Below are 25,429 nucleotides of genomic sequence, written 5' to 3' on the forward strand. Positions count from 1 at the left end.
AGAGCGTGATGTCGGGCCTGCTGAGCACCAGCGATGTGAGACTGCCGATCCGGATAGCCGAATCGACCCTGGCCCCGGCCCCGTCCGCCGGTCGGGTCGCCGAGTTCGAGGACTGGTTCGCCGGTTGCGCCGAACGCAACCGCACCCAGGTCACCCCCGTTCCCCTCGACGCCCTGTCGGACTGGTTCTTCGCCCCCGACACCGGCAACCTGACCCACACCAGCGGGAAGTTCTTCACCATCGAAGGACTCGACGTGCGGCAACTGGGCGCGCGGATCGCGCACTGGACCCAGCCGATCATCAACCAACCCGAGATCGGCATCCTCGGCATCCTGGTCAAGGAATTCGACGGCGTCCTGCACTGCCTGATGCAGGCCAAGGTCGAACCCGGCAACTGCAACGGCATCCAACTCTCACCGACCGTGCAGGCCACCCGCAGCAACTACACCCGAGTCCACAAGGGCAGGCCCGTCCCGTATCTGGAGTACTTCACCGACACCGGCGGACACCGGGTCATCTCCGATGTGCTCCAATCCGAACAGGGGTCCTGGTTCTACCAGAAACGCAACCGGAACATGGTCGTGGAGGTCACCGGCGCGATCGAGGTCCTCGAGGACTTCCACTGGATGCCGCTGAATCTCGTGCACCGCCTGCTCGCGCAGGAGAACATGGTGAACATGGACGCCCGCACGGTGCTGTCCTGCCTGCCGTTCTCCGGCAACGACCTGATGGCGCTGGCGCCCGCCGCCGACGACCTGCGCGCCGCGCTGCTGCGTTCGTGCAGCGCGCAATTCGGCGCCCTGCATCCCACCGACGCCGTCCTGAGTTGGATCACCGACGCCCGCACGCGCGCCGACATCACCGCCACGCGCGTCCCGCTGCGCGAGGTCCGGCGCTGGGAGCGGTCGCCGCGCGGGATCGCCCACGAGACCGGCCTGTACTTCAGCATCATCGGCGTAGACGTCGACGCCTCGGGACGCGAGGTCAAACGCTGGTCCCAACCCATGCTCAGCCCGGCGAGCGACAGCCTCGCCGCCTTCCTGGTGCGCCGCATCGACGGCGTCCTGCACGTCCTGGTCGACGCCAGGGTGGAACCCGGCTACCTCGACGTGGTCGAACTCGCCCCCACCGTCCAGTGCACCGTGATCAACTACGCCGCCGCGGCCCCCGAGGACCGACCGCCCTTCCTCGATGCCGTCCTGAACGCCGACCCCGCGCGCATCCGCTTCGACGCCACCCACTCCGAGGAGGGCGGCCGCTTCTACCACGCCCGCACCCGCTACCTGGTGGTCGAGACCGACGACGAATTCGCCCCCGCCGACCACCCCGACCACCGCTGGCTCACCCTCGACCAACTCGTCGGCCTGCTCCGCCACAGCCACTACGTCAACGTGCAGGCCCGCAGCCTGATCGCCTGCCTGCACAGCATGATCGGCCACCCGGTCTAGCGCTTGGCGGTCAGAGCGCGAGCATCGCGGCGGCGACCCGATCGGCCGCCGTGTCGCGCAGGGCGGTGCCCATGTCGTCGAGGACCAGCAGTCGCGCGCCCGGGATCTCGGCGGCCAGCGCCTCGCCGTTGCCGACCGGGAAGAACGGGTCGGCGCGACCGTGCACCACCAACGTCGGCAGGTCCAGGTCGCCGAGGCGTTCGCGCCAGCGCGGGGCGCAGTCGATCCGGGAGAACACCATGCCCAACTGATTCGCCAGGTGCACCGCCGGATCGGCGGCCGGGGTGCGGTCCCAGACCCGCGCCGCCGTCGCACGCGCCTGCTCCGGGGCGTCGCCCAGCAGGTCCGCGCCCGCGGCGGCGAACGCCGCGACGGCCTCCCGGTCGGTCCAGTCCGGCATCTCGTGGGCGAACAGCGCGCCCATCACCTCGGGGTCGTGATCGGGCAGATCCTCGTCCACCGGACCGGGCGCGACCGCCCGCGTGCCGACCAGGGTGAGCGCGCGGAACACCTCGGGATGGTCCAGCACGGCCACCTGCGCCACCATCCCGCCGACCCCGATCCCGGCCAGATGCGCCGTCTCCGCGCCGAGCGCCCCGACCAGCGCGGCCGCGTCCGCGGCGAGATCCCGCAGGTCGTACGCCGGATTCTCGGGATCGATGGTGGTCGAGGTCCCGGAGTCGCGCAGGTCGTAGCGGACCACGCGCCGCCCGCCCGCCGCGAGACGCGCACACACCGGGTCGGGCCACGACAACATCGTCGTCCCACCGACCAGCAACACCAGCGGATCGCCCCTGCCACCGAAACCCTCGATCCCGATCTCGACACCATTGGCCCGCACCGACCCCGCGCCGAACGCTTCCGCCATGCCCACTCCTGTTCGTCGGATCACCCAGCAAGGTAGACGACCGGGCGGTCGGAAAGTCATCGGCGCGATCCGAACACCCACCACGTCGCGCGCGCGAGTCGTCGCGGCAGGCATCGCCCGTCTACGTCCGCCCGGCGACGGATTCGACCAGCGTGCGGATTCCCTCGCCCCCGAAGCGCACCGTCGCATCGAGGCGCGCGAACACCGCGGAATGGTCGTCCTCACCCCGTGATCGTCGGGGAGGTCGCCCGCGACGGGCCCGCGTCCGGCAGGCCTGCGTAGTCGGGCAGGTCGACGCCGTTGATCGCGCGCTCGATCAACTCCGGCAGCCAGTCGCCATCGAAGAGCGTGTCCGGTGCGTCGACCTCACGGCTGCGGGCGTTCAACCGCGCCATCTCCTGGTTGGCCTCCACGAACGGGCGCATCAGCGCTTCGTAGCGGGCGAATCCCACCTTCGGCTCCCACCCGGCGGCGGCCAGCTCACCGGCCAGGATGTAGGCGCCGACCAGGGCCAGCCCGGTCCCTTGCCCCGACATCGGCGACGAACTGAACCCCGCGTCCCCGAGCAACACCACTCGCCCGCTCGACCAGCTGTCCATCACGACCTGGGCGACTTGGTCGAGGTAGAAATCCGGGGCGTCGTCCACGTGCGCGAGGATCTCGGCGCTCAGCCAGCCCATACCGTCCATCCGCTCGCGCAGCAGTCGCTTCTGCGCCGCGACATCCCGGAAGTCGACGTCGAAATCGCCCGCGGGAAAGGAGAACATCGCCATCGCCCGGGTGGGGTCCGGGATGGGACGCAATCCGGCCGAGCGCCCGGCCTCCCGGTGGTCGAGCAGCCAGCGGTCCAGCCCGAACTCGTTCGGCACGGTGTAGAAGGCCAGCACATGCCCGAGATGGCGCACGAACCGCTCGCGCGGGCCGAAGACCGCCTCGCGCAACCCCGAGTGCAGTCCATCCGCCCCCACCACCACCTCGAATCGCCGTTTCTCGCCGCCCGCGAACGTCACGTCGACCCCGTCCGCGTCCTGGACCAACTCGGCGATCCGGTCACCGAACAGGTACTCGACGCCGTCGCGGGTGTCGTCGTAGAGCACCCGCGACAGGTCGCCGCGCAGGATCTCGATCTCGGAGATGAAGCCGTCGCCGCCGTCGTCCTCGGCGCTGAAGGTCGTGAGCACCGCGCCGTCGCGGTCCACGGTGTGCGCGCCCGCGGTCTCGGTGCGCGCCGCCCGCACCGCCGCGTCCAACCCCATCCGCCGGATGACCTCTTTGGTGATCCCGCGCGCGTCCACCGCCTGCCCGCCGGGACGCAGGTCCGCAGCCCGCTCCACCACGGTCACCTCGGCCCCGCGCCGCCGCAACCAATGCGCCACCGCGGGCCCCGCGATACTAGCCCCCGCCACCAACACCCTGACACCACTCACTCCGGCCTCCTGCCGATCGACTGTCGCCACCGCTCCCGGCACGCTCGCAGATACCGACGCCCCACCCACCCGAAACTATCGCCGAACCTCCGCCGTCACCGGGAGAACGCGATGACGTGCGCGGGCCGTTCGGGGAGCGCGGGCAGGTCCACCTCCACGCCGTTTCCGTTGGCCCGCCACGGCAGTTCCTGCCGGGTCTCCACCAGTCGGGCCCGACTCCCCACGGCGGGTTTCAGATCCGGGAAGACCACCGTTCCGGTCGGCGCGGCGAGCATGATCGCGTAGAGGTCGTCCCCGCGTCGGGTGAACCGCACTGGAGTGCCGACGGCGGTCTGCGCGACAGCCCCCGGCACCGGTTCGGTGCCGACCACCGCGTCGCGGTTGGCCTCCAACCACGCGCCCAACTCGCGCAGCGGACGCTGCTGGATGAGCGGAATCCGGCCGAAGCCGTCGGGCCCGACGTTGATGAGCAGATGTCCGCCGCGCCCGATCACGTCCACGAACAGGCGCACCAGTTCGGGACCGGTCAGCAGGTCGGCGGCGGTCTCGGCCGCGTTGAAACCGAAGGATTCGCCGAGCCCTCGGGTCAGTTCCCAGACCGCGGGCGGGTCCTGGGGTTCGGTGTATTCGAAGGTGTGGAAATCGGAGTGGACGCGCGGTTTGCGCGTGGGCACCGAGCGACCCATCCGGTGCATCAGCCGTAGTGCGAAACCCAGTACACCCAAATAGATTTCGCGACCGAAACCCTCGTCGGGCAGTTCGACCTGTTCCCACCGGTCGTTGACCACGCCGTCGGGAACCGCGTCGTAGTAGTCGACGAAGATCCGGTGCGGGTCGAGTTCCTCGGGCATGCCCATGTCGTTCCACAGCACCGACGGCCGATATCGTTCGATCAGCTCGCGCCACTGGGCCGCGACGTAGTCGGCGTATTCCGGCCCGAGCGCGCTCTGGTCGAGCAGGTCGGTCATCGTCCGGATCGGTTCGTCGGTGAAGGTCCAGTCGACGCCGCCCGCGTAGTACAGGCCCATGCGCATCCCGCGCCGCCGCACGGCCTCGGTCAGCGCGCCCACCAGATCGCGCGGCGACCGGAAGTCGGCGGGCATCCGCGGATTGCGAACTTCCGTCGGCCACAACGGATATCCGTCGAGGTGTCGGGTCACCATGACCACGTAGTCCGCGCCCGCCGCCCCGAACAGCGCCGCCCACTCGTCGAAGTCGACCTTCGCGGCGTTGGCCTCGAACCGTTCCCGAAAATCGTAGTAGGAGAAATCCGACCCGTAGGTGGCGGCGTGGTGACGCGCGGTTTCCGAACCGGGCGTGCGTAATTCGTTGAGATACCACTCCGCGTACGGGATGCCTTCGGCCGACTTCTCGCCGGAGCCGAGTTCGGCCATGAACCGCGCGTAGGAGCCGTCGGTGTTCTCGGCGAAGGCGGGGATGGAATACAGGCCCCAGTGCACGAAGATCCCTAATTTCGCGTCCGAGTACCACGACGGCAGGGGCCGCGTGTCGAGAGAGTGCTTGTCCGGCTGGTAACTCATCGCTGGCCTCCGGTCGGCGGGGGCGTCGTGGTCGACACCCGCGTGTCGCGCTGGAACTGGCGTGAACATCCGTGCAGGGTGAATGCTCTCAGGCGACGAGGAATCGGACAAGCCGATCCGCCGCGGCGGGTCACGGCACGTAGAGATACCACTCCAGGAACGGCCCTTGGATCGGCCAGGTGTCGGCCATGATCTTGGCGGGGCCCATGCCGACCCACAGGTCGATGGTGACGGTGGCGCCGCGGGTGGCCCCCGCGTGGACGTAGACGTCCTGGTGACGGAATCCGGCCGACCCCGCCCACCCGAACATCACGTGGTTGCCGCACGGTCCGCGCTGATAGCCCTGCGGAGTGACGTGGGCGCGCACGAATCCCGGTCGCCGCGGGGCGGCTTCGAGGTCGACGGTGATCGTCCCGGTGCAGAAGTTCGCGTTACCGAAGGTGTAGAGGGTGGTGCCGAGGGGCGTGAACTGCGGTAGCGGATCAGCCTGCGCCGGAACGGCTGTCGTGCTTCCGAGGACACAGATTCCGGCGGCCGCCGCAATCCCCAACGATAGTCGCCGCAGCTTCATGGATCGCAGACCTTCCCGGTGCTTCGCGCGCGGTGCCGCCCCCCGCGGGCACCGGATGAACCCCTTCGGCACAGCGGAAGTCGTTCCGACGCCGAGCATATCGGACCGGGCGTCGCGATGTGCGCCGTTCGTTCCCGGCTCACCCGGGCAAGCGCATGTCCGCGAGAGCGCGGAGAAGTTGCTCGCGAGGCGCGGGTTCGATCGCGACGAGCGGCAGACGCGCCGTGTCGTCCGGGATGACCCCGAGTTCGGTGAGCGCGGTCTTCGCCGTCACGGCCGGCGGGGAGGTCCGCATGACGGCCTCGGTCAGCGGGATCAGTGCGGTGTGGATCTTGCGCGCGGTCTCCAGATCGCCCGTGCGGACGGCGTGCAGCAGTTCGGCGGTGCGGTCGGCGGCGATGTTGCCGACCACGCTGACCAATCCGGTTGCCCCGCAGTCGAGATAGGCCAGATTCAGTTCGTCGATACCGCAGTAGTAGGCCAGCGGCGTACTCGCCATCACCGACATCGCCTCGAACAGATCGCCTTTGGCGTCCTTGACGGCGCGGATGCGGGGATGCCGGGCCAGCGCGGCGAGGGTGGCCGCGGTCAGAGCGGTGCCGGTGCGAGCGGGCACGTCGTAGAGCATGACCGGCAGATCGGTGGCGTCGGCGACCGCGACGCAGTGCGCGATCACCCCGGCCTGGGTCGGACGGGAGTAGTAAGGGCAGACCAGCAGCAGCGCGTCCGCGCCCGCCTCGGCCGCCGCGCGGGCCCGTCGGACGGTGGCGGCGGTGTCGTAGGTGCCGACACCGGCGATCACGCGGGCGCGCCCGGCGGCGTGCCGCGCGACGACCCGCACTAGTTCGGCGGTCTCGGCGTCGGACAAGGTGGGCGATTCGCCGGTGGTGCCCGCGACGACGAGTCCGTCGCACCCGGCGGCGAGCAAGTGGTCGACCAGGGCGAGGACGGCCCGGTGGTCGATGGTCGTATCGGCGCGCATGGGCGTGACCATGGCGACCAGATTGGTGCCGAACAGGGCATCGGGGGAGGACATGACTCGATGGTGCGCCCCCGGATACCCACGGTCCAGCGATGCTTTCTGGACGATATTGCGTAGCATCGCTTCATGATCGATGTGGCCGCGCTGCGTGCGCTGCGGGCCGTTGCCGCGGCCGGCACCCTGGTCCGCGCCGCCGAGGCACTCGGGTTCACCGCCTCGGCGGTCTCCCAGCAGATCAAGCGACTCGAACGGCAGGTGGGCGTGCCGGTCCTGGCCCCGGCCGGGCGCGGCGTGGTCCTCACCCCCGCCGGTCAGGCGCTCGTCGACGCGGCCCCCGAGGTCTTCCAGGCGCTGGAACGCTGCGTCGAGGCCGCCCAGTCGGTGTCCGCGGGCGCGCCGCGCGGCACCCTGCGCGTGGTGGCGTTCTCGACCGCGATCCGCGGCCTGCTCGCTCCCGCCGTCGCCGCGTTGGCCGTCCGCTGCCCCGATCTGCGCGTGCACGTCACCGAACAGGACCCGCACCAAGCCCTGCACGCCGTCGACGCGGGCGCGGCCGACCTGGCCGTGGTCCACGACGCCGACGGTCTGCCCGCCCCGATGCCCCCGACACTGTCCCGCCGCCACATCCACACCGACATCGGCGACCTGGTGGTCGACCGCACCCACCCGCTCGCCGGCCTCGACCACCCACTCGGCTGCGCCGACCTGCTCGGCCACGCGTGGGTCACCAGCCCACCCGGCACCACCTGCCACCAGTGGTTCCGCCGCCTGTTCGCCGAAGTCCCCGAGGACCCGGACGTCCGGCACCTGGTCGACGACTTCGCCACCCAACTCGCCCTCGTCGCCGCCGGCGGCGTCGTAGCCCTCGTTCCCCGCCTGGCCCGCCCCCCACTCGGCGAGAACCTGCTCACCCGCCCCCTGCGCCGTCACCCCACCCGCGAAATCCACGCCGCCTGGCGCAGCAGCGCCGACGCCAGCCCCGCCATCCACGCCCTACTCACCGAACTCCGTCGCTCGAAGGGAAATTGAGCGTCCGAACCGGTCGATCGAAGGATCGTCGGTCAACGAGCCGAATCTATTGCCCTGCGGGCGAGCGCTATTCGACTGCCGGACGCAGTAGCGCGTCGAGGGTTCGGGCTAGTTCGCCGATGCGTCCGCGTCCGCTCGGGGCGGGCGGATAGCGGCGGAGGACTCGCACCACAACGGGATTCGCGAGTGTGCGCGCCGCTTCGAGGTGTGCCGCGCCCGCGGATGTGTCCGCGTCGAGTTCGAGGGCGCGCGCCGCGTGGGCGGCGGAGCCGAGGATGTGCAGGACCTGGGTCGCCTTGGCCAGCGGGTGCAGGTAGGCCGCCGCCGCGGCGGCGCCGCAGGCCCGGGCCGCGTCGGCTGCCGCCGCGAAACCCTGGTCCTGGGCTTCGCGTCCGGCCCGGTTGGCGTCGAGCGCGGTGACGCGCAGCGCCTTGTTCCGTGCCCCGCCGTCGGCGAAGACGCGGGCTTGCTCCAGTGCCGCGCGGGGGCGGGGATCGTCGGGGCGTTCGCGCTCGAACAACGGCAGCGCCGGTTCGGCGCAGGCCGCCGCGTACGCGGTCACGGCACGCAGTTCCGCGAGGTCGAGCCCGATGGTCGCTTCGGTTTCCGTCGTCACCGTGTCGACGGTAGCGGGCGACACCGAGGCGATCGCCCGCGCCGTGGTGGCACGCACTCTCCGGTGATGTCGCCGAGGTGATTCCGGCGGTGCCACGCCACCGGCGGTCTTGGTCCTCAGCCGGTTCCGCAAGCGCTGACCGGGTCGACGGCGGCCTGCCACCCGACCAGGGGTCGATCGCTCGTCCCGCCGGCCCTCGAATGATCCATCGAGCGTGCCCTGCGGTGTCAGCGGGTGAAGCCGGCTTCGGCGGCGGCGGGGGTGAGGGCTTCGAGTCCGAACGCGGACACCGGGCCGAGGGCGCCGGTGTCGAGCAGACCTCCGTCCAGGGCGGTGGCCGCGCCCCAGGCGAGGATCGCGCCGGTGAAGTCGTAGGGGTCGCCGCCGGTGAGGGTCACCGAGGCCAGGACTCGATCGGCCGCGTCGTAGGCTTCGGCGACCGCCCAGGTGCGCGAGCGGGCGCGTGCCTCGGCCGAGGGTCCGCCCGTCGAGCCCGGCACCGCGCGGCTCAACGCGTATTCGGCGGCCCGGCGGGCGGGCGCGACCCGGGCCAGCGCGCCGGTGACGAGCGAGGTGACCTGCATGCCGCGGGCGGCGGCGGGCGGGAGTCCCAGGAAGACGTCGACCCGGCGCAGTCCCGGGTAAGTGTGCCGCAGCGCGAGTTGTTCGGAACCGGGGATCGACACGCCGGTCAGGGTCTTGCCCGCGACGTCGAAGGTGCGCACGCGCGCCCCGGACCGTTCGGGCACGATCGCGCCGTCGCGGTAGGCGAAGCCGTGCTCGAAGAGCATGCCCGCGATCGACGCGCGGGTGCCGCCGCTGGTGCCGGGGGAGGGCATGAAGTAGCCGACGTCGACGCGCGTCGCCTCGGGCGCTTGTTCGAGCGCCAGCGCGGCCGCCAGATTGCCGGGCACGTAATCGAATCCGAAGGCGCTCACGAGCGCGACCCCCGCCGCTTTCGCTTCCTGGTCGCGGTCGAACACCCGGCGGATGAACGGTCCTTCGCCGGTGGAGTCGAAGTAGTGCGCGCCCGCCGCGAGCGCGGCCGCCAACGCGGGTCCGCCGTAGCGCAGGAACGGGCCGACCGTCGTCACGAGCACGTCGCCGGTGTCGAGCAGGGCACGGACCGAGTCGGGGTCGGCCACGTCGGCCACCGCGGTCTCCGCGCCGCCCGACTCCTCGGCGAGTTTCTTCAGCGATTCGGCGTTGCGTCCCGCCAGCACCGGGGCCGCGCCGCGCGCGATCAGGTTCTCGGCGATCAGGCGACCGGTGTACCCGGTGGCTCCGAACACGACGATCTTCGGCATGGCCGTCACCCGTTCCTCTGTTCGTGGGTCGCAGTGACACCGCCCGACCGCAGGGCGGTCCGCGATATCCGTATCGTTCGGTCACCATAACAATCGCGCGCGGCGCGCGGTTCGAGTGTCTCAGTCTGTGGCGGGCGCGGGTCCGCACGCAGCGCGGCGCGGGCCGCCATCAAGGCGAATCCGAGCAGGTTGAGGCCACGCCAGCGCGCGGGGTCCTGCGCGGCCGGATCGTCGGCGGCCAGTCCGATCCCCCAGACCCGATCCACCGGACTGGCCTCGACCAGCACGCGGTCACCGGTGCCGCGCAGGTAGGTCAGGAGGTCGCCGTGCTGAGCGAACTTGGCGGTACTGGCCGTGGTGACGATCTCGAAACGGTGCTCTTCCCAGCGCTTCTCATCGAATCCGGCGATCTTCCTGCCGAGCGCCTTGGCCTGGCTCGGATGGTCGGCGGCCACGACCTGTTCGGCGGTCGCCGGATCCTCGAACAGCAGCGCTTTGCGCCACATCATGTAGTGCTCGGCGGTGCGGAAGGTCGTGCCTTCGACGGTGAATTCGGCGGGCCACCACTGACTCAGGCAGCTCGCCCCGATCGTTCCGTCGCGCCGTGGCTTGTGACCCCAGAACAGCAGATACTTCACCGACTCTCCGGCGGCGAGGTGGTCGATGAATTCGGTGACGCTGCGCATCCGTGCAGTGTGCCGCGCGCGCCGATCCGGCGCACCCGGTTATTCCCGGGTCAGCCGTCGAGTCGAGTGCCGACAGTGTGTACGAGCACCACCCGGGGCCGCCAGGGCACCACTTCGTCGACGCGACGTTGCAGGTCCGCGAGCGGGGGCAGGTCACTGGGCGCGAGCACCTCCACGGTCGCCGTCCGGCTGTGCAGGGTGACCTGGGAGATCTGCGCCCCGGGCAGATCGCTCAACCAGCCGCGCGCGGCCTGCGAGATCCGGGTGGCCCACAGCGAGGACAGCGAATTCACCGTCATCGGCGCGGCGACCAGGATCAGGGCGGCGGCCAGCACGGTGTAGGCGCGGCCGTGGCCGTGGGGTTGCGCGGCGTATCCGGTCGCGACCAGCACCACGGTCGCGGTGATGATCATGGCGACCATGTTGGAGGCGAACAGGATCAGCGCCCCGGTCGCGAGGTCCGGCGCGTCCGACCCGAGGCAGACCCCGACCACGCCCAGCGGCGGCACCAGCGAGATCGCGATCGCGACACCGGGCAGCACGTCGCCGACATCGCGCCGGATCAAGGCAACGACGCCGACCAAGCCGGTCGCCAGGGCGGCTGTCAGATCCATCAGGGTCGGCGAGGTACGGCCCAGCACTTGGGAATTCGACAGCACGTTCGTCGGGTCGGGCAGGAACTGCGCGAACACGAACCCGATCGCGACCACGACGGCCGCGCCGAGGACGACCAGGACGATGCTGCGCACGATCAGCGCGCCGCGTCCCGTCGCGATCCCGAATCCGACGCCCAGGATCGGGGTCGACAGCGGCGCCACGATCATCGCGCCGATCACCGTGGCCGTCGAGTCGGCGATGACACCGGACACGGCGATGACACCGGACAGCAGCAGCATCGCCCAGAACGCCGACCGTTTCGCCCCGACGTCACCCGCCGCGGGGTCGAGGCGCTCGGTCAGTTCGTCGAGGGTGCGTCGTTTGTTCGGTGGGGCCAGGACAGCCATGCGACGCTCCTCGGTCGATCCCGCACCGGAGACGACGGCGAGCGCGCGGGCGGCCCGCCCCGGTGCCCTCAGCCTCGACGCGGCGTCCTCGGCCCGCCTCATCCGAAGCGGATGAACGCGGACCCGCGCCGATCACCCGCGACGTGTGAGGCCGCGCCGGCGCGGGCCGGCTAGCGTCGCGGGGCATCCTGTCGATCCTGCAAGGCACCTCGGCGGTCGCGGGCGACGGGGTCTTCCGGGTCGTCCCGCACTACGCCTTCGACCTCGACGTCACCAGTTGGGGCTGGATCCACCGCTCAGTCCTTGCGTCCCGTCAGCGCCAGCGAGGTTCCGAGCCCGATCATGACCAGCCCGCTCGTCCCGCCGACCGCGGCCAGGCGACGCGGCGTGCGGGCCAGCCACGCGCGCGCGAACCCGGCGATCATCGCCCACCCGGAATCGCACAGCAGTCCGAAGATCGGGATGCAGATCCCGAGGATCAGCATCTGCTGCGGCACACCGCCCCGCGTCGGATCCACGAACAGGGGGAGCAGCGCCGCGAGGAAGACGATGGATTTCGGATTGGCGAAGCCGACCACGAATCCGTCGCGCAGCATCGTGCGGGGCGCGACCACCGTCGGCGTGTCGGCGGCTCCCAGCACGCCCGCGAGGTCTCCGCGGTGCCGGATCGCCTGCACACCGAGGTGGACCAGATACGCCGCGCCCGCGAACTTCACCACCGTGAACGCCGTCGCCGATGTCGTGACCAGCGCGCCGAGTCCGAACGCCACCGCGACCACCTGGGTGTAGACCCCGACCGCGTTGCCCGCCACGGTCAGCAGCGCGGCTCGCCGTCCGACGGTCAGCGCTCGACCGATGGTGAACAGCACGCTCGGCCCCGGGACCAACACCATCAGGAAAGCCAGTCCCGCGAAGGTCAGCAGCGAAGTCGAGGACACCATGGCCGCACGCTATTCCCCGATACCCGGTGCCGGCAACCGAATTCGGAGCCGATCGCAGAGGTCCACCCGCGTGGCGGAAACCGGTGCGTCGAGGGATGGGTCGCCCGCTCGTGGAGCGCGACGGGTGACGGAACTGTGACGGCGGGGCGTCGGTGCGAGCTTTCCGGCGTCGGGCCGGACAGAATCGCCGGTATGAACCTCGACCAAGCGGTGAGCGCCCGGCGTGGCCAGGAGAAACGACCGATTCGAGTGTTGCTGACCGGGGCCGCCGGTTTCATCGGAACACGGGTCCGCCGGGTGTTGGCCGAGGCGGGGCACGAGGTGGTCGCGGTCGATCTGATGCTGCCCGCCGCGCACGGTCCGGGGGCGGTCGTTCCCGACGGGGTGCACCGGGTCGACGTGCGCGACGGCGCGGCGTTGCTGCCGCTGTTGCGCGGTGTGGACGTGGTGTGTCACCAGGCGGCGGTGGTCGGTGCGGGGGTCAGCGTCGCCGACGCGCCCGAGTACGCGGGTCACAACGACCTCGGCACCGCCGTCCTGTTGGCCGCGATGGCGGAGGCCGGGTGCCGCAGGTTGGTGCTGGCCTCTTCGATGGTCGTCTACGGCGAGGGCCGGTACCGCACCGAACGGTCCGCGGTCGCCGAGGTGGCCCCGCGTGAGCGCGCCGATCTCGAAGGCGGATATTTCGAGCACCGATGTCCACGGACCGGGGAGACGCTGAGCTGGGCGACCGTTCCCGAGACCGCCGCCTTCCAGCCGCGCAGCCTGTACGCTGCGAGCAAGGCGGCGCAGGAGCACTACGCGGTGGCCTGGGCGGCCGCGACCGGGGGAACCGCGACCGCGTTGCGCTACCACAACGTCTACGGTCCCGACATGCCCAGGGACACACCCTATTCCGGTGTGGCGGCGATCTTCCGATCGGCGCTCGAGGCGGGGCGGGCCCCGCGCGTATTCGAAGACGGCGGGCAGGCCCGCGATTTCGTGCACGTCGCCGACATCGCGGCGGCCAACCTCGCGGCGATCGAGAACCCGCTGACCGGGTTCGAGGCGTTCAATGTCTGTTCCGGACAACCGATCACCATCGGCGCGGTCGCCGAACTGCTGGCGACCGCGCGCGGCGGGCCCGCGCCCGAGGTGACCGGTGAGTTCCGTCCCGGCGACGTCCGGCACATCGTGGCCTGCCCCGAGAAAGCGCGCCGCGTCCTGGGATTCACCGCCGCGGTCGACCCCCGGGCGGGACTGTCCGAATTCGCCTTCGCGCCGCTGCGGGGCGGCGAGGTCGTCACTTCGGGGCGGTGAGCGGCGGCATCGGCAACCGCACCTCGAAACGACAGCCCCGGTCGCGATTGCGTGCGGTGATGTGGCCGTCGTGGGCCCGGACGAGTCCGGCGGCGATGGCCAGACCCATGCCGCTGCCCGGCGGAAGGCCGTTCACGGCGACCGGCGACCGGGCGGCGGCGCCGCGGTAGGCGACCTCGAAGACGCGCGGCAGATCGGCCTCGGCGATGCCGGGGCCGGTGTCGTCGACCCGGGCCCAGGCATGTCCGTCGCTCGCGCCCGCCGACAACGACACCCGACCGCCGGGCGGGGTGTGGGCGATGGCGTTGGACACGAGGTTGGTCAGCACCCGGATCAGGGCGCGGTCGTCGGCGGAGACGGTGATCTCGGTGTCGGGATGCTCCGCGTGCAGCGCCACGTCGGCGCGCGCCGCGGTGCCCCGGTGCGCGGCCAGCACCTCGTCCACGAGTTCCCGCAGGTCGACAGGCTCACGGTCCAGTCGCAGCGAACCGGCGTTGATCTTCGACATCTCGAACAGGTCGTCGACCATCCCGGACAGTCGGTCGACCTCGCGCCCGATCTGGTCGGCGTAGCGGACGATATCGGCGCCCTCGCGCACGACGCCGTCCGAGAGCGCCTCGGACATGGCCCGGATTCCGGCCAGCGGGGTGCGCAGATCGTGGCTCACCCAGGCGACCAGTTCGCGCCGGGAATGTTCGGCGGCCCGTTCCTGGTCGCGGATCTGCTTCTCCCACACGGTGATCCGCGCCTGCCGTCGGCCGAGCAACACCGCGGCGGGCACGGTGACGACGGCGACGACCGCCAGCACGATGAGCACCCGGTGCATCTCGGCGGTGAACATCAACCCGCTGACGGCGGTCATCCCCGCCAGCGCGGAAAGGATCGGGATCAGGACCAGGGCGACCATGCTGCCCGTCAGCGACCGGTGTCCGCCCGCGCGCAGCGCGAGCGCGCCGAGCAGGACCACCGGCGCCGAACCGGCGGCGGTGAAACCGATCAGCCGCAGCGTCGACTCATCCACGCGCGCGCCGCCAGGCGTAGCCGCGCCCCCAGACCGTGTCCAACCGGTGGTGGTCGCCGAGTTTGGCCCGCAGTCGCTTCACGTGCACGGTGACCGTCGACAGATCGCCGAAATCCCAACCCCACACCCGGGCGAGCAGTTCCTCGCGGGCGAAGACCGTATCCGGGTGGCGCAGCAGGAATTCGAGCAGGTCGAATTCGCGCGGGGTGAGGTCGAGGGTTCGGTCCGCCACCGCCACCGACCGGTCCGCGGGCCGCACGCGGATCGGCCCGTCCCGCAGCACGTCGTGATCCGCGGCGGGGGCGCGCCGCGACCTGCGCAACACCGAGGCGACCCGCAGCGCGAGCTCGCGGGGACTGAACGGTTTGGTGACGTAGTCGTCCGCGCCCGCCTCGAGGCCCACGACCCGATCGTCCTCGTCGCCGAGGGCGGTGAGCAGGATGATCGGCAGGTCGGGGCGCTCACCGGAGCGGACCGCACGGCACAGGTCGATGCCGTCCGGGGCGGGCATCATCACATCCAGCACCGCGAGTTCGATCGGCGGATCGTCGCGGCGGGCCAGCGCGTCGGCGGTGCTGGGACCGTCGGCGGTCTCGACGACGGTGAGTCCGTCGAGTTCGAGGTAGCGGCGCACGACCTCGCGCACCACGGGATCGTCGTCGGCGACGAGTACGCGCATCGCGATTCACCAATTCGTCAGCAGCAGATGGACCAACAGCAGTGTGCCCGCGGCCTGCGCGACGAGCCAGATCCGCACGGCGGGCCTGGGCAGGAACGCCGTGGCGGCGAACAGCCACACGTCGAAGGGCAGCCAGATGCGTTCGGTCTCGGCCTTGCTGAGGCCGCTGGCGTCGGCGAGCAGGATCGCGCACAGCGCGGCGGTCACCAGGATCGCGGTCGGGTCGGCCGCGCGCAACCGGGCGGGCACGCGGGTCAGCGCGGCGACGGTCGCCAACCCGATCGCGCACACGGTGGCGGCGAGGTTGCCCCACCACCAGTAGCCGTACGGGCGGGTGGCCGCGACGCCCTGGTAATAGCGCTCGACGACCAGGTGGTAGCCGTCCAACCACCAGAAACCGGCGGCGGCGAAGACCGCGACCACCGCGACCGCCCCGGCGAGCGCGGGCAGCAACGGTTTCGCGGTCCGCGCGGCGAGGAGCACCGCCACGGCGGGCAACCCCATGAGCACCAGGCCGTAGTTGAGGAACAGCGCCAGCCCGAACAGGATTCCGGCCACGACCGCGAGTGTCGCGCTGCCGCGTTTCGCCGCCACCGCCAGCGCCGCGACGGCCCAGGCGGCCACGGCGGCGAACACCGCGTCGGCCGACACCGCGATCCACAGCGCGGCGGGCATGAGCACCAGGAACGGCAGCGCGGCGCGCGCGTGCTCCCGCGCGCCCAGCGCGTCGAGTGTGACGGCCACGGCGGGCGCCACCGTGCACCCGATCAGCACGCACGCCCACGCGGCCCATGTCGTGCCGCCCAGCCCGATCCGGTCGAGAAGCACGAAGAACAGCAGCGCGCCCGGTGGGTGGCCGGAGACGTGCGTGGTCCAGGAATCGGGCTGGAAATCCAGGATGCGATCCGCGAAACCCCGGAGCACGGCCGGGATGTCGGTGACGCCGGGAACTTCCTTCAGGTATTCGTTGGGGTCGGTGAAGCGTTCGGAGAATCCGCGCCGCCACCCGTCGACCAAGGCCAGCGACATCGCCCAGCCCAGCGCCGCGAGGTAGCCGCCGACCAGCAGTCGCCGCCACGACAATCGCGCGGCCAGATCCGGCCCGTACAACACGACCGCCGCGGCCAGTGCGATCGCGGGCACGGTGCCCCAGCCGACATGCGGCGACCACATCCCGAAGATCGGCGCGGCGGCGGCGTAGAGCGAGTCGCGCCACTGTTCGCCCGCGATTCGCGGAACGATGAACGCCGCGGCCACCAAGACGACGGCGGCACCGACGGCGACGAGTTCCGCCCGACCTACCAGTCGCTTGCGCTCGACTTCCTCGATGTCCTGCACAGGGCCACGATAGGTCCGTTCGACCGGTTCCCGGGGGCTCGAGCACGTGATGTCAGAGTTTCGTAAGCGCTATATCCGACGATTCCCGCCTTTCGGCGAATACCGTCGGCACGGTGACCGAACGCATGGATCAGCCGCACGGCGTGACCGTCGTCATCCCGTGCCGCGACGAAGCTGAAGCGTTGCCGGAAGTCCTGGCCGCCGTCCCCGACGGCTACCGGGTACTGGTCGTCGACAACGGATCCACCGATGCCACGGCGGCCGTGGCGCGCCGCGCCGGAGCGCGCGTGGTCCCCGAGTCGCGGCCGGGATACGGGGCGGCGGTCCAGGCCGGGGTGGCCGCGGCGCGGACCGAGTTGATCGCCGTCCTCGACGGCGACGGTTCGATGGACCCGGGGGAGTTGCCCGGGTTGGTCAGGGAGGTGTTGGCCGGCGCGGATCTCGCGGTGGGTCGCCGCCGCCCGGTCCGGTCCGGCGTGTGGCCGTGGCACGCCCACCTCGGGAACCGGGTGATCGCGGGTCGGCTGCGCCGCAAGTACGGCCTGCCGGTGCACGACATCGGCGCGATGCGCGTGGCGCGCCGGACCAAGTTGCTGTCCCTCGGCCCCCTGCACAACCGATTCGGCTACCCGCTGGAACTGCTGGTCGGCGCCGCGCGGGCGGACTGGCGGATCGTGGAGAAGGACATCACCTACCGGCCGCGCGCGGGCGGGACCTCGAAGGTGTCCGGTTCGGTGCGCGGATCGCTGCGAGCCACCCTCGACTTCTGGTCGGTGATGAAATGAGCTGTCCCGCGACGCTGCTCGTCCTGGCCAAAGCGCCGGTGGCCGGCTTCGCCAAGACCCGACTCAGCCCGCCGCTTACCCCGGTCGAAGCGGCCGACCTGGCCGCCGCCGCCCTGCTGGACACCCTGGACACCGTCCTGCTCAGCGATGTGGCCCGCCGCGTGGTCGCCTTCACCGGCGACCTCGACGCCGCCGAACGGTCCGCGGAACTGCGTCACCTGCTGGGCCGGTGCGAGGTCGTGGCACAGCGCGGCCGCACCTTCGGCGAGCGACTGGCCAACGCGCACGCCGACGCCGCCCGCCCCGCGCTGCCGGTCCTGCAGATCGGGATGGACACCCCGCAGGTGCGCGCCGCGGAACTGACCGCCGCCGCGGACGACCTCGTCGAGTCCGGCGCGGTCGTCCTCGGCCCGGCCACCGACGGTGGATGGTGGGCGCTCGGCCTGCCCACCCCGCAGCCCGCGCGCGCCCTGGTCGGGGTGCCGATGTCGACCGACCGCACCGGCCTGGCGACCCGTAACGCGATGCGCCGCTGCGGTTTCGAGGTGCGCACCCTGCCGGTGCGGACCGACGTCGACGTCTTCGCCGACGCGCTGCGGGTCGCCAACGACACGACCGGACGTTTCGCCGAGGCCGTCGACCGGGTGCGCGACCGTCAGTTGGTGGTGCCGTGATCGAGACCTTCGACCGCGCGCTGGCGGGCGCGCCGTGCTGGGTGCGCGACGCCGACGGCACCCGTTCGGTGCTGCCGAACCACCGCTGGGCGGGCGCGTCGGGCCCCGAGGACCGCCGCGCGGACGACGCCCTCACCAGCCGGTGCGACGGCCCCACCATCGACCTCGGGTGCGGGCCGGGACGGCTGGTCGCCGACCTGCTGAGCCGCAATGTGCAGGCCCTCGGCGTCGACATCTCACCCGTCGCCGTCGAACTGGCCCGCGCCCGCGGCGCGCCCGTCCTGCACCGCGACCTGTTCGATCCGCTGCCCGCCAGCGGCCTGTGGTCCTACGCGCTGCTGGCCGACGGCAACATCGGCATCGGCGCGGACCCGAACCGGTTGCTGGCCCGCACCCGCGAACTGCTGGCCGAGGACGGCGTCGCGGTGGTCGAATTCGACCGTCCGGGAACGGGTATCGTCCACCAGCGCCTGCGCGTGGAGACCGAGACCGGGTTCGGGCCCTGGTTCCCGTGGACCCGCGTCGGCCTCGAACACGCCTGGCATCTCGCGGCCGCCAACGGGTTCCGGGTGCGGGCCGACCTCTCGGTGGCCGGCCGCCACATCGTCTGGATGGACCGGGTCGGAGCGGCCACGGCATGACCGCTCGACCTCCCGAACCCACTACCACCGCGCGCGGCCCCGAGATCGCCGCCCGCGTCGGAATACCGCTCGGCGCGGCGCTTCTCGTCTGCTTCGTCACGGGCCTGCTCAGCCACTGGATCCAGCATCCGCCGGACTGGTTCTGGTGGCCCGCGCGCCCGGTCTGGCTGTACCGCCTCACCCAGGGCGCGCACGTGATCTCCGGTGTCGCCGCGATTCCCCTGCTGCTGGTGAAGCTGTGGGCGGTCTATCCGCGCCTGTTCCAGCGCCCCGTGCTGGGCTCCCCGCCGCGGATCGCCGAACGCGCGTCGATCGCGCTGCTCGTCGGCGCGGTGCTGTTCCAACTGGCGACCGGACTGGTCAACATCGCCCAGTACTACCCGTGGAAATTCTTCTTCCCGGCCGCCCACCACGCGATGGCCTACGTGGCGATCGGCGCGTTGGCCGTGCATCTGGCGGTGAAACTTCCCGTGATACGCGCGGCGTTGGGTCGTCCGGTCGACTCGCCCCCCGAAACCGGCGTCTCCCGCCGCGCGGTGCTGACCGCGGCGTGGGTCTCCTCGGCCGTCGCCGTGCTGACGATGGCGGGCCAGACCGTGCCGTTCCTGCGCTGGGCCGCCGTCCTCGCGCCGCGCAGTGGCGAAGGGCCGCAGGGTGTTCCGATCAATCGCACCGCCGCGGCCGCCGGTGTCGCCGACCGCGCCCGCGACCCCGCGTATCGACTGGTCGTCGTCGCGGGCGGGCGCACCCGCGAGTTCAGTCGAGCGGATCTGGCCGCCCTCCCGCAGACCAGCGCCGACCTGCCGATCGCCTGCGTCGAAGGATGGTCGGCCTCGGCGCGCTGGACCGGCGTCCGCCTGCGCGACCTGGTGGCCGCGGTGGGCGCGCAGACCGGTGAGGTCCGCTGCGAATCCCTGGAAACCGCCGGCCTGTACCGGGTTTCGGTCCTGCCGGAACCGCACGTCCGCGCCCCGGACACCCTCATCGCCCTCGCGCTCAACGGCGAAACGCTCGACCTCGACCACGGCTATCCCTGCCGCCTGATCGCCCCGAGCCGACCCGGCGTCCTCCAGACCAAATGGCTGTCCCGGATCGAGGTCCTCCCGTGACCACCGCCGTCCGCGCCGTCCTCCTGCTCGTCGGCGTCGCCCTGGCCGGATACGGCATCTCCCTGCTGCTCGACTTCCCGCCCGACGCGCTGACCTCGGTCGCCCTCTGGTTGGCCGCGGGCATCCTGCTGCACGACGCCGTCTTCGCCCCGCTCGCCGCCGCACTCGGCCTCACCGGCCGCCGCCTGCTCCCGCGCGGGTGGTGGCCTCCACTCGCCTGCGGCGCGGTCTGCACCGTCGCCCTCCTACTCCTCGCCGCCCCGGTCGTCGGCCGCCGCGACGCCCTCCCCGACAACCCCACCGTCCTCGACCGCGACTACCCCCTCGGCCTCACCCTCGCCCTCCTCCTGATCTGGTCGATCGTCGCCCTCACCCTCCTGCTGGGTCGCCGGGGCGCGGCGAAACGCTGAGTCCTGGCGTTTCGGGGGTGTTGGAGGAGACCACACCAACGTGACCGTCGGCGAGATGCCCGGTTAGCCGACAGCGCGCTCCGCGCCTTCCCAGAACCGCGCCCGCACGGCCTTCTTGTCGGGTTTGCCGAGGGCGGTCACCGGGACCGAGTCCACGATCTCCACGCGTTTGGGCGACTGGATCGAGCCCTTGCGTTCCTTGACGGCCTCCTGGATCTCGGCGGTCAGGGTGGCCACGGCTTGTTCGTCACTCGCGGCGTCGGGACGCAGGACGACCACGGCGGTGACCGCTTCGCCCCATTTCGGGTCGGGCGTGCCGATGACGCAGACCTGGGAGACCGACGGGTGTTCGGCGATGACGTCCTCGACCTCGCGCGGGAAGACGTTGAAACCGCCGGTGACGATCATGTCCTTGGTGCGGTCGACGATGTACCAGAAGCCGTCGGCGTCCTCGCGCGCCAGGTCGCCGGTGCGCAGCCACCCGTCGCGAAAGGTCTCGGCGGTCTGCTCGGGCAGCCCCCAGTAGCCGCCGGAGACCAGTGGCCCGCTGACGCAGATCTCGCCGACCTCACCGCGCGCCACCGGACGGTCGTTCTCGTCCAGCAGTGCGGTGCGCGCGAGCAGGGTCGGGCGGCCGCAGGAGGTGAGCCGTTTCTCGTCGTGGTCGGCCTTGGCCAGGTAGGTGATCGCCATCGGCGCTTCGGACTGGCCGTAGTACTGGGCGAAGATCGGGCCGAATCGGCGGATGGCCTCGGCGAGGCGGACCGGGTTCATGGCGGAGGCGCCGTAGTAGACGGTGTCGAGCGAGCTGAGGTCGCGGGTGTGTGAATCGGGGTGGTCGAGCAGCGCGTACAGCATCGAGGGCACCAGCATGGTCGCGGTGACGCGGTGCTCCTCGATGGTGCGCAGCACTTCGGCCGGATCGAATTTGGCGAGCACGATCATCTCGCCGCCCTTGACCACGGTCGGGGTGAAGAAGGCCGCGCCCGCGTGGGACAGCGGCGTGCACATCAGGAACCGCGGGTTGGCGGGCCATTCCCATTCCGCCAGTTGGATGGTGGTCATCGCCGAGATCGAACCCACGGTCGCCATCACGCCTTTGGGGCGTCCGGTGGTGCCGCCGGTGTAGGTGAGGCCGCCGATGTGGTCGGGCGGGAGTTCGGCGACCTGGATCGGGCCGGGTTCGTGCTGGGCGGCGGCGGCCGCGAGGTCGGTCGCGACCTCGGCGAGTACCTCCGGGACGGGGCCGAGAGTGAGGATGCGGGTGAGCGATTCGACGCGGTCGAGCAGTGCGAGGGCCCGTTCGGTGAACGCGGGCGTCGGGTCGATGATCAACGTGGTGACGCCCGCGTCGGCGAGCACGTAGGCGTGGTCGTCGAGCGAACCCATGGGATGCAGGGCGGTGCGCCGGTAGCCCCGGGTGCTGCCCGCGCCGATGATGATGAGCACTTCGGGCCGGTTCAGGGCGAGCAGGCCGATCGCCGCGCCCGGTCCCGCCCCCGCCGCTTCCAGCGCGCGCACGTACTGGCTGATCCGGTCGGCGAGTTCGCCTCCGGTCCAGGTGGTCTCGCCGAGCAGCAGCACCGGCCTGTCCCGATTGCGTTCCAGCGCACGGGCCGTCAGATGGCCCGCGTGGACCGGGTGGCGCAGCAATTCGTTGCTCATGGACGCTGACTCCTACCTGCCGAAACGAACATCGACCCGCGCGACGGGTCGCACGCGAACGCTACACAAGCTCCATTCAGCAGTCCATACAGGTGTCCGAACAGCCTGGCCGGCGACTACCTCTCGTGGCGCGCCTCGTAGCGGAGGCGATCACGTTCGGCGCGGTCGCGTTCGGCCTGGTTGGCCAGTTCCGGATCGAGTCCGTGCTGGACCAGGACGTGGCGGCGGAAGACGTACATCAGCGCGATCGTGAAGAAGATCAGCGGCAGGTAGATCAGCGCGGCCATCGACAGCCCGATCCACGCGGGCCCGGGGACCAGCAGGAACAGGCACAGCAGCGGCAGCGGCGGGATCAGGAAGCGCGCGAAGTAGCGGGCGGTGGCGCCGGGGCCGGTCTGATCGCGCAGCACCCAGGCGCGCAGGTCGGGCGGCAGGGTGCCGCCGGTGAGGTAACGCAGGCGCTGGACGAGTGTGGGCGAGGCGTCAGGCATGGCTGTCTCCTGTGAGCCGGGCGGCTTCGTTGACGTGGGTCAGGGCTTGTCGGAGACGCTCGAGGTCCTCCAGGCTCACGCCCAGGCGCTCGACCACGGCGGGCGGAATGCGTTCGGCCTGCCGCCGCAGGTCGCGCCCCGCGGCGGTGAGGTCGACGATGAGCGTCCGCTCGTTGGCGGGATCGCGACGCCGGGTGATCAGTTCGGCGCTCTCGAGCCGTTTGAGCAGCGGCGAGAGGGTCGGGGAGTCGAGTTGGATCGCCTCGGCGATCGCCTTGACCGACATCGGCGCCCGCTCCCACAGCGCGAGCATCACCAGATACTGCGGGTGGGTCAGGCCCAGCGGTTCGAGCAGCGGTCGGTAGACGGCGAGCACCGAGCGATTGGCCACCGCCAGCGCGAAACACACCTGCCGTTCGAGGCGCAGCGGGTCCTCGGTGTCCGGGGGGTCGGTCGTGGTCATGCCCTCCAGATTAGTGCCTCAACAGTTAACGCACTAACTATTCGGGTGTGACCTCGATGACCGGGCTGGGGGAACCGGGGCGATCCGCGCTCAGCGCAACGTGATCCCGCCGTCGACCGGGATGATCGCCCCGGTCGTGTACGAACCACCCGCGGACAGCAGGAAGGCCACCGCCGCGGCCACCTCCTCCGGCCTGCCCACCCGTCCGAGCGGCACGGTGCCGACCTCCCGCGCCAGCAGTTCCGGATTCACCTGGCCCAGCATGTCGGTGTCGATGTAGCCGGGGGAGACGACGTTCGCGGTGATGTCGCGCTTGGGCCCCGCGCATTCCTTGGCGATCGAGCGCGCGCACTGTCACCAGGGCCCGCTCGCCAGGGGCGGGGACGGCGTGCGAGGGTGGGGGCATGACGGAGGAACGGTTCGAGGTGCGGCGGGGAATCCTCGCGCCGCCCGCTGAGATCTTCGAGTTGCTGTGCACTCCGGCCGGGCACGTCGCGATCGACAGTTCCGGCATGCTGCAATCGGCCGAAGGCGACCCGGTGCGGGGCGTCGGCGACGAATTCGTGGTGCACATGGACCGTGAGGCGCTCAACGACTTCCCGATGGGCAAATACGACGTTACGGTGATCATCACCGCCTACGAGCCGGATGCGTTGATCGAATGGACGGTGTCGGGCGCCATCCAGCCGCCCATCGAACACCGCTACGGCTACCGCCTCGAACCCGACGCGCAGGGCACCCTGGTCACCTCCTACTACGACTGGAGCGCCATCGCGCCCAGATACCGGAAAGCGGGCATCTTCCCGATCCTCCCGGAGGCGGCCCTGCGCGCCACCCTCGGCATCCTCGCCCGCACCGTCGAGAACCGCGAGAGGTGAGTGCTGTGCCCCGTTCGATCGCCACCAACACCAGCGTCGACCTGGACGCCCTGCTCGAGTTCGTCCGTCCGCGTCACCACGCGATCCTGATCACCCGCCGCGGCGACGGCGCCCCGCAGGCCTCGCCGGTCACCTGCGGGGTGGACGATGCCGGGCGCGTGGTCGTGTCCACCTATCCCGAGCGCGCCAAGACCCGCAACGCCCGCCGTGATCCGGCGGTCGACGTCGTGGTCCTGTCCGACGAGTGGAACGGCGCGTGGGTCCAGATCGAGGGCGAGGCCGAAGTGCTCGACGCCCCCGATTCGGTCGAACCGCTGGTCGAGTACTACCGCAACATCTCCGGCGAGCACCCGGACTGGGACGAGTACCGCGCCGCCATGCTCGACCAGGGCAAATCGATCATCCGCGTCACCCCGCGCCGCTGGGGCCCCGTCGCCACCGGCGGTTTCCCGGCCCGCCTGGCCTGAGGACCGCACCGCGCTCGAAGGCGGGTCGGTGTGGCGCGCCTGTCCGCACCCTCGATCGAACCCGCCCCGCACGGGTGACGTGCGAGACTGCCCGCATGGCCGCCGAAGAACTCACCCGCGCCGCGGCGTCGCGGGCCGTCGAAACCCTCGGCTGGCGCTACCTGCTCGGCGGAATCGCCGCCTCCGCGCCGCCCTCGACGCGGGCGGCGTTCTGGTCAGCGATGCCGCGGCCCGCGCGTTCTGGATTCTCGCCGACGCCGAGGGCAACGAGGTCTGCGTCTGCACCTGGGAGGACCGCGACCCCGCCTGAGACCTCACAGGGGTGCGGGCACCGCGTCGGCGGCGAGGAACTCGCGCACGAAATCGGCGGCGGTGCGGTCGAACGCGGCGTAGTGCGCGTCGCGTTCGGCGCCGCTGATCGCGTCGCCGACGAGCAGTTCGCCTTCGGGGGTGACGCTTTGGGGACGTTCTTCGGCATCGGGCAGCAGACCGACCGACGACTGCGCGAAGCCGCAGTAGTAGGCGACGGAGGCGCTGAGATGGTTGTCCAGCGACGCCTGGATGGCCTCGATCGCCGGATCGTCGGAGGTGGCGCCCGCCAGACCCAGCCACAGGATGCGTTTGCCCGCCAGGCGCGGCGTGCTGCGGCCGTAGGCGAATCCGTAGTTCCACACCCGGTCGATCCAGCCCTTGAGCAGCGCGGGCACGGTGCCCCAGTACACCGGGAAGACCGCGACGACCAACTGGGCGGCCGACAGGCGCCGCATGTGCGCGCCGACCTCGGCGGAATAGACCTTCTCCCGGTCGTTCCAATCCGGCTGATCGGCGAGGGTCATCCGCGGGTCGAAGCCCTCGGCGCGCAGATCGAGCAGGTCGACCCGGTAGCCCGCGTCGCGCAGTTGGGCCGCGGTGCGCGCGCCGATGTGGGCGGTCAGCGAATCGGCGCGGTGATGGGCGACGACGACGAGCGCGGTGCGCGGGGCGTTGCTGTCGAAGGACACTGGTGTCTCCTGTGTTCGAGGAATCGGTAGATCGAGTACATCGCGTGCCGCGTGGACGATCCATGGCGGAAAAGCTCCGAAGGATAGG

At 71.3% G+C, this 25,429-nt stretch carries 30 protein-coding genes and 1 pseudogene; 13 read left to right on the top strand and 18 right to left on the bottom strand.

What is annotated here, in order from left to right:
• Positions 1–35 precede the first annotated feature (35 nt).
• Positions 36–1,448, top strand: a complete 1,413-nt coding sequence (locus tag ON30_RS13085; RefSeq protein ID WP_245554024.1) for an NDP-hexose 2,3-dehydratase family protein — start codon at positions 36–38, stop codon at positions 1,446–1,448.
• A 10-nt stretch (positions 1,449–1,458) separates the two neighbouring features.
• Here ON30_RS13085 and ON30_RS13090 read toward each other — a convergent pair whose 3' ends face one another.
• Positions 1,459–2,316, bottom strand: a complete 858-nt coding sequence (locus tag ON30_RS13090; RefSeq protein WP_040706971.1) for an alpha/beta fold hydrolase — start codon at positions 2,314–2,316, stop codon at positions 1,459–1,461.
• Here ON30_RS13090 and ON30_RS39120 point away from each other — a divergent pair.
• Positions 2,315–2,548, top strand: a complete 234-nt coding sequence (locus tag ON30_RS39120) for a hypothetical protein (RefSeq protein ID WP_157183716.1) — start codon at positions 2,315–2,317, stop codon at positions 2,546–2,548. The two genes, ON30_RS13090 and ON30_RS39120, sit on opposite strands and share 2 nt — an antisense overlap.
• Here the strand turns inward: ON30_RS39120 and ON30_RS13095 are convergent.
• The 4 genes from ON30_RS13095 to dapA all read right to left on the bottom strand — a co-directional run bounded on the left by ON30_RS13095 (position 2,538) and on the right by dapA (position 6,891).
• Entirely contained in the window at positions 2,538–3,743 is a 1,206-nt protein-coding gene (locus ON30_RS13095) for an FAD-dependent monooxygenase (protein WP_040706973.1), read from the bottom strand. The genes ON30_RS39120 and ON30_RS13095 overlap by 11 nt on opposite strands.
• Before the next feature lie 95 nt (positions 3,744–3,838).
• Positions 3,839–5,284 (bottom strand): alpha-L-fucosidase, encoded by a 1,446-nt coding sequence (locus ON30_RS13100; RefSeq protein WP_040706974.1) that lies wholly within the window; start codon positions 5,282–5,284, stop codon positions 3,839–3,841.
• A gap of 130 nt (positions 5,285–5,414) precedes the next feature.
• Entirely contained in the window at positions 5,415–5,855 is a 441-nt protein-coding gene (locus ON30_RS13105; RefSeq protein WP_040706976.1) for a hypothetical protein, read from the bottom strand.
• A 139-nt stretch (positions 5,856–5,994) separates the two neighbouring features.
• Positions 5,995–6,891 (bottom strand): 4-hydroxy-tetrahydrodipicolinate synthase, encoded by an 897-nt coding sequence (dapA, locus tag ON30_RS13110; protein WP_040706978.1) that lies wholly within the window; start codon positions 6,889–6,891, stop codon positions 5,995–5,997.
• A 72-nt stretch (positions 6,892–6,963) separates the two neighbouring features.
• Between dapA and ON30_RS13115 the strand changes: the two genes are divergently transcribed.
• On the top strand, positions 6,964–7,866 hold the full coding sequence (locus ON30_RS13115) for a LysR family transcriptional regulator (RefSeq protein WP_040706979.1): 903 nt from the start codon (positions 6,964–6,966) through the stop codon (positions 7,864–7,866).
• 67 nt (positions 7,867–7,933) lie between these two features.
• Here the strand turns inward: ON30_RS13115 and ON30_RS13120 are convergent, their stop codons facing one another.
• The 4 genes from ON30_RS13120 to ON30_RS13135 all read right to left on the bottom strand — a co-directional run bounded on the left by ON30_RS13120 (position 7,934) and on the right by ON30_RS13135 (position 11,479).
• Positions 7,934–8,482, bottom strand: a complete 549-nt coding sequence (locus ON30_RS13120; RefSeq protein ID WP_040707106.1) for a putative immunity protein — start codon at positions 8,480–8,482, stop codon at positions 7,934–7,936.
• A gap of 227 nt (positions 8,483–8,709) precedes the next feature.
• Positions 8,710–9,789 (bottom strand): saccharopine dehydrogenase family protein, encoded by a 1,080-nt coding sequence (locus tag ON30_RS13125; RefSeq protein ID WP_040707108.1) that lies wholly within the window; start codon positions 9,787–9,789, stop codon positions 8,710–8,712.
• Between the two features lie 5 nt (positions 9,790–9,794).
• Positions 9,795–10,475 carry a riboflavin biosynthesis intermediates N-glycosidase gene (gene ybiA / locus ON30_RS13130; RefSeq protein ID WP_063719870.1) on the bottom strand — a complete coding sequence of 227 codons (681 nt, stop codon included), beginning with the start codon at positions 10,473–10,475 and terminating at the stop codon, positions 9,795–9,797.
• A 50-nt stretch (positions 10,476–10,525) separates the two neighbouring features.
• Positions 10,526–11,479 (bottom strand): TIGR00341 family protein, encoded by a 954-nt coding sequence (locus tag ON30_RS13135; RefSeq protein ID WP_040706981.1) that lies wholly within the window; start codon positions 11,477–11,479, stop codon positions 10,526–10,528.
• Between the two features lie 182 nt (positions 11,480–11,661).
• Here ON30_RS13135 and ON30_RS42515 point away from each other — a divergent pair.
• Positions 11,662–11,760: pseudogene (locus ON30_RS42515) on the top strand (DUF7144 family membrane protein); the annotation flags it as partial.
• Positions 11,761–11,775: 15 nt separating this feature from the next.
• Here the strand turns inward: ON30_RS42515 and ON30_RS13140 are convergent.
• Positions 11,776–12,420, bottom strand: a complete 645-nt coding sequence (locus ON30_RS13140) for a LysE family translocator (protein ID WP_040706982.1) — start codon at positions 12,418–12,420, stop codon at positions 11,776–11,778.
• Between the two features lie 243 nt (positions 12,421–12,663).
• On the opposite strand from ON30_RS13140, the gene ON30_RS13145 reads away from it, so the two are divergent.
• On the top strand, positions 12,664–13,719 hold the full coding sequence (locus ON30_RS13145) for an NAD-dependent epimerase/dehydratase family protein (protein WP_040707112.1): 1,056 nt from the start codon (positions 12,664–12,666) through the stop codon (positions 13,717–13,719).
• Here ON30_RS13145 and ON30_RS13150 read toward each other — a convergent pair.
• The 3 genes from ON30_RS13150 to ON30_RS13160 are packed head-to-tail and all read right to left on the bottom strand — an operon-like array spanning position 13,703 to position 16,757.
• On the bottom strand, positions 13,703–14,740 hold the full coding sequence (locus tag ON30_RS13150; protein ID WP_040706984.1) for a sensor histidine kinase: 1,038 nt from the start codon (positions 14,738–14,740) through the stop codon (positions 13,703–13,705). The two genes, ON30_RS13145 and ON30_RS13150, sit on opposite strands and share 17 nt — an antisense overlap.
• Positions 14,733–15,419 (bottom strand): response regulator transcription factor, encoded by a 687-nt coding sequence (locus ON30_RS13155; RefSeq protein WP_040706986.1) that lies wholly within the window; start codon positions 15,417–15,419, stop codon positions 14,733–14,735. Before ON30_RS13155 ends, ON30_RS13150 begins: the two co-directional genes overlap by 8 nt.
• Before the next feature lie 6 nt (positions 15,420–15,425).
• Positions 15,426–16,757, bottom strand: a complete 1,332-nt coding sequence (locus ON30_RS13160) for a hypothetical protein (protein WP_040706988.1) — start codon at positions 16,755–16,757, stop codon at positions 15,426–15,428.
• 125 nt (positions 16,758–16,882) lie between these two features.
• On the opposite strand from ON30_RS13160, the gene ON30_RS13165 reads away from it, so the two are divergent.
• From ON30_RS13165 to ON30_RS13185, 5 genes are read left to right on the top strand one after another with little or no spacing between them, the layout of a single operon-like run.
• On the top strand, positions 16,883–17,542 hold the full coding sequence (locus ON30_RS13165) for a glycosyltransferase family 2 protein (protein WP_040707114.1): 660 nt from the start codon (positions 16,883–16,885) through the stop codon (positions 17,540–17,542).
• Complete coding sequence (locus tag ON30_RS13170) at positions 17,539–18,216, top strand: TIGR04282 family arsenosugar biosynthesis glycosyltransferase (RefSeq protein WP_040706990.1); 678 nt, start codon at positions 17,539–17,541, stop codon at positions 18,214–18,216. The genes ON30_RS13165 and ON30_RS13170 overlap by 4 nt, the downstream gene beginning before the upstream one ends.
• On the top strand, positions 18,213–18,857 hold the full coding sequence (locus ON30_RS13175; RefSeq protein ID WP_040706991.1) for a methyltransferase domain-containing protein: 645 nt from the start codon (positions 18,213–18,215) through the stop codon (positions 18,855–18,857). Before ON30_RS13170 ends, ON30_RS13175 begins: the two co-directional genes overlap by 4 nt.
• The gene (locus ON30_RS13180) at positions 18,854–19,966 is read left to right on the top strand and encodes a molybdopterin-dependent oxidoreductase (RefSeq protein ID WP_040706993.1); all 1,113 of its coding nucleotides are present in this window, start codon (positions 18,854–18,856) and stop codon (positions 19,964–19,966) included. The genes ON30_RS13175 and ON30_RS13180 overlap by 4 nt, the downstream gene beginning before the upstream one ends.
• Entirely contained in the window at positions 19,963–20,376 is a 414-nt protein-coding gene (locus ON30_RS13185) for a hypothetical protein (protein ID WP_040706994.1), read from the top strand. Before ON30_RS13180 ends, ON30_RS13185 begins: the two co-directional genes overlap by 4 nt.
• Before the next feature lie 63 nt (positions 20,377–20,439).
• Here ON30_RS13185 and fadD8 read toward each other — a convergent pair whose 3' ends face one another.
• The 4 genes from fadD8 to ON30_RS37470 all read right to left on the bottom strand — a co-directional run bounded on the left by fadD8 (position 20,440) and on the right by ON30_RS37470 (position 23,334).
• A complete protein-coding gene (gene fadD8, locus ON30_RS13190) occupies positions 20,440–22,041 on the bottom strand; it encodes a fatty-acid--CoA ligase FadD8 (protein ID WP_040706997.1) in 1,602 nt (533 codons plus the stop codon).
• Between the two features lie 116 nt (positions 22,042–22,157).
• Positions 22,158–22,532: a DUF5313 family protein gene (locus tag ON30_RS13195; RefSeq protein ID WP_040706999.1), complete on the bottom strand. Its 375-nt coding sequence runs from the start codon at positions 22,530–22,532 to the stop codon at positions 22,158–22,160.
• Positions 22,525–22,995: a MarR family winged helix-turn-helix transcriptional regulator gene (locus ON30_RS13200; protein WP_040707001.1), complete on the bottom strand. Its 471-nt coding sequence runs from the start codon at positions 22,993–22,995 to the stop codon at positions 22,525–22,527. Before ON30_RS13200 ends, ON30_RS13195 begins: the two co-directional genes overlap by 8 nt.
• 90 nt (positions 22,996–23,085) lie before the next feature.
• Positions 23,086–23,334, bottom strand: coding sequence for an SDR family oxidoreductase (locus ON30_RS37470; protein WP_083911352.1), 249 nt, complete (start codon positions 23,332–23,334; stop codon positions 23,086–23,088).
• A 65-nt stretch (positions 23,335–23,399) separates the two neighbouring features.
• Here ON30_RS37470 and ON30_RS13210 point away from each other — a divergent pair, with 65 nt between their 5' ends.
• The 3 genes from ON30_RS13210 to ON30_RS42250 all read left to right on the top strand — a co-directional run bounded on the left by ON30_RS13210 (position 23,400) and on the right by ON30_RS42250 (position 24,650).
• The gene (locus ON30_RS13210) at positions 23,400–23,873 is read left to right on the top strand and encodes an SRPBCC family protein (protein ID WP_040707003.1); all 474 of its coding nucleotides are present in this window, start codon (positions 23,400–23,402) and stop codon (positions 23,871–23,873) included.
• A gap of 5 nt (positions 23,874–23,878) precedes the next feature.
• Positions 23,879–24,340, top strand: a complete 462-nt coding sequence (locus ON30_RS13215; protein ID WP_040707005.1) for a PPOX class F420-dependent oxidoreductase — start codon at positions 23,879–23,881, stop codon at positions 24,338–24,340.
• A 79-nt stretch (positions 24,341–24,419) separates the two neighbouring features.
• The gene (locus ON30_RS42250; RefSeq protein ID WP_083911353.1) at positions 24,420–24,650 is read left to right on the top strand and encodes a VOC family protein; all 231 of its coding nucleotides are present in this window, start codon (positions 24,420–24,422) and stop codon (positions 24,648–24,650) included.
• Positions 24,651–24,654: 4 nt separating this feature from the next.
• Here ON30_RS42250 and ON30_RS13220 read toward each other — a convergent pair whose 3' ends face one another.
• A complete protein-coding gene (locus ON30_RS13220) occupies positions 24,655–25,341 on the bottom strand; it encodes an NAD(P)H oxidoreductase (RefSeq protein WP_040707008.1) in 687 nt (228 codons plus the stop codon).
• Positions 25,342–25,429: the final 88 nt, after the last annotated feature.

It is taken from the genome of Nocardia takedensis NBRC 100417 (assembly GCF_000308695.1).
GTDB lineage: Bacteria > Actinomycetota > Actinomycetes > Mycobacteriales > Mycobacteriaceae > Nocardia > Nocardia takedensis.

Coding starts and splice junctions, on each gene's coding strand:
- ON30_RS13105 (WP_040706976.1), bottom strand. CDS start 5,855: ATGAAGCTGCGGCGACTATCGTTGGGGATTGCGGCGGCCGCCGGAATC.
- ON30_RS13090 (WP_040706971.1), bottom strand. CDS start 2,316: ATGGCGGAAGCGTTCGGCGCGGGGTCGGTGCGGGCCAATGGTGTCGAG.
- ON30_RS13210 (WP_040707003.1), top strand. CDS start 23,400: ATGACGGAGGAACGGTTCGAGGTGCGGCGGGGAATCCTCGCGCCGCCC.
- ON30_RS13125 (WP_040707108.1), bottom strand. CDS start 9,789: ATGCCGAAGATCGTCGTGTTCGGAGCCACCGGGTACACCGGTCGCCTG.
- ON30_RS13180 (WP_040706993.1), top strand. CDS start 18,854: ATGACCGCTCGACCTCCCGAACCCACTACCACCGCGCGCGGCCCCGAG.
- ON30_RS13115 (WP_040706979.1), top strand. CDS start 6,964: ATGATCGATGTGGCCGCGCTGCGTGCGCTGCGGGCCGTTGCCGCGGCC.
- ON30_RS13195 (WP_040706999.1), bottom strand. CDS start 22,532: ATGCCTGACGCCTCGCCCACACTCGTCCAGCGCCTGCGTTACCTCACC.
- ON30_RS39120 (WP_157183716.1), top strand. CDS start 2,315: ATGCCCACTCCTGTTCGTCGGATCACCCAGCAAGGTAGACGACCGGGC.
- ON30_RS13200 (WP_040707001.1), bottom strand. CDS start 22,995: ATGACCACGACCGACCCCCCGGACACCGAGGACCCGCTGCGCCTCGAA.
- ON30_RS13170 (WP_040706990.1), top strand. CDS start 17,539: ATGAGCTGTCCCGCGACGCTGCTCGTCCTGGCCAAAGCGCCGGTGGCC.
- ON30_RS13100 (WP_040706974.1), bottom strand. CDS start 5,284: ATGAGTTACCAGCCGGACAAGCACTCTCTCGACACGCGGCCCCTGCCG.
- dapA (WP_040706978.1), bottom strand. CDS start 6,891: ATGTCCTCCCCCGATGCCCTGTTCGGCACCAATCTGGTCGCCATGGTC.
- ON30_RS13165 (WP_040707114.1), top strand. CDS start 16,883: ATGGATCAGCCGCACGGCGTGACCGTCGTCATCCCGTGCCGCGACGAA.
- ON30_RS13155 (WP_040706986.1), bottom strand. CDS start 15,419: ATGCGCGTACTCGTCGCCGACGACGATCCCGTGGTGCGCGAGGTCGTG.
- ON30_RS13140 (WP_040706982.1), bottom strand. CDS start 12,420: ATGGTGTCCTCGACTTCGCTGCTGACCTTCGCGGGACTGGCTTTCCTG.
- ON30_RS13135 (WP_040706981.1), bottom strand. CDS start 11,479: ATGGCTGTCCTGGCCCCACCGAACAAACGACGCACCCTCGACGAACTG.
- ybiA (WP_063719870.1), bottom strand. CDS start 10,475: ATGCGCAGCGTCACCGAATTCATCGACCACCTCGCCGCCGGAGAGTCG.
- fadD8 (WP_040706997.1), bottom strand. CDS start 22,041: ATGAGCAACGAATTGCTGCGCCACCCGGTCCACGCGGGCCATCTGACG.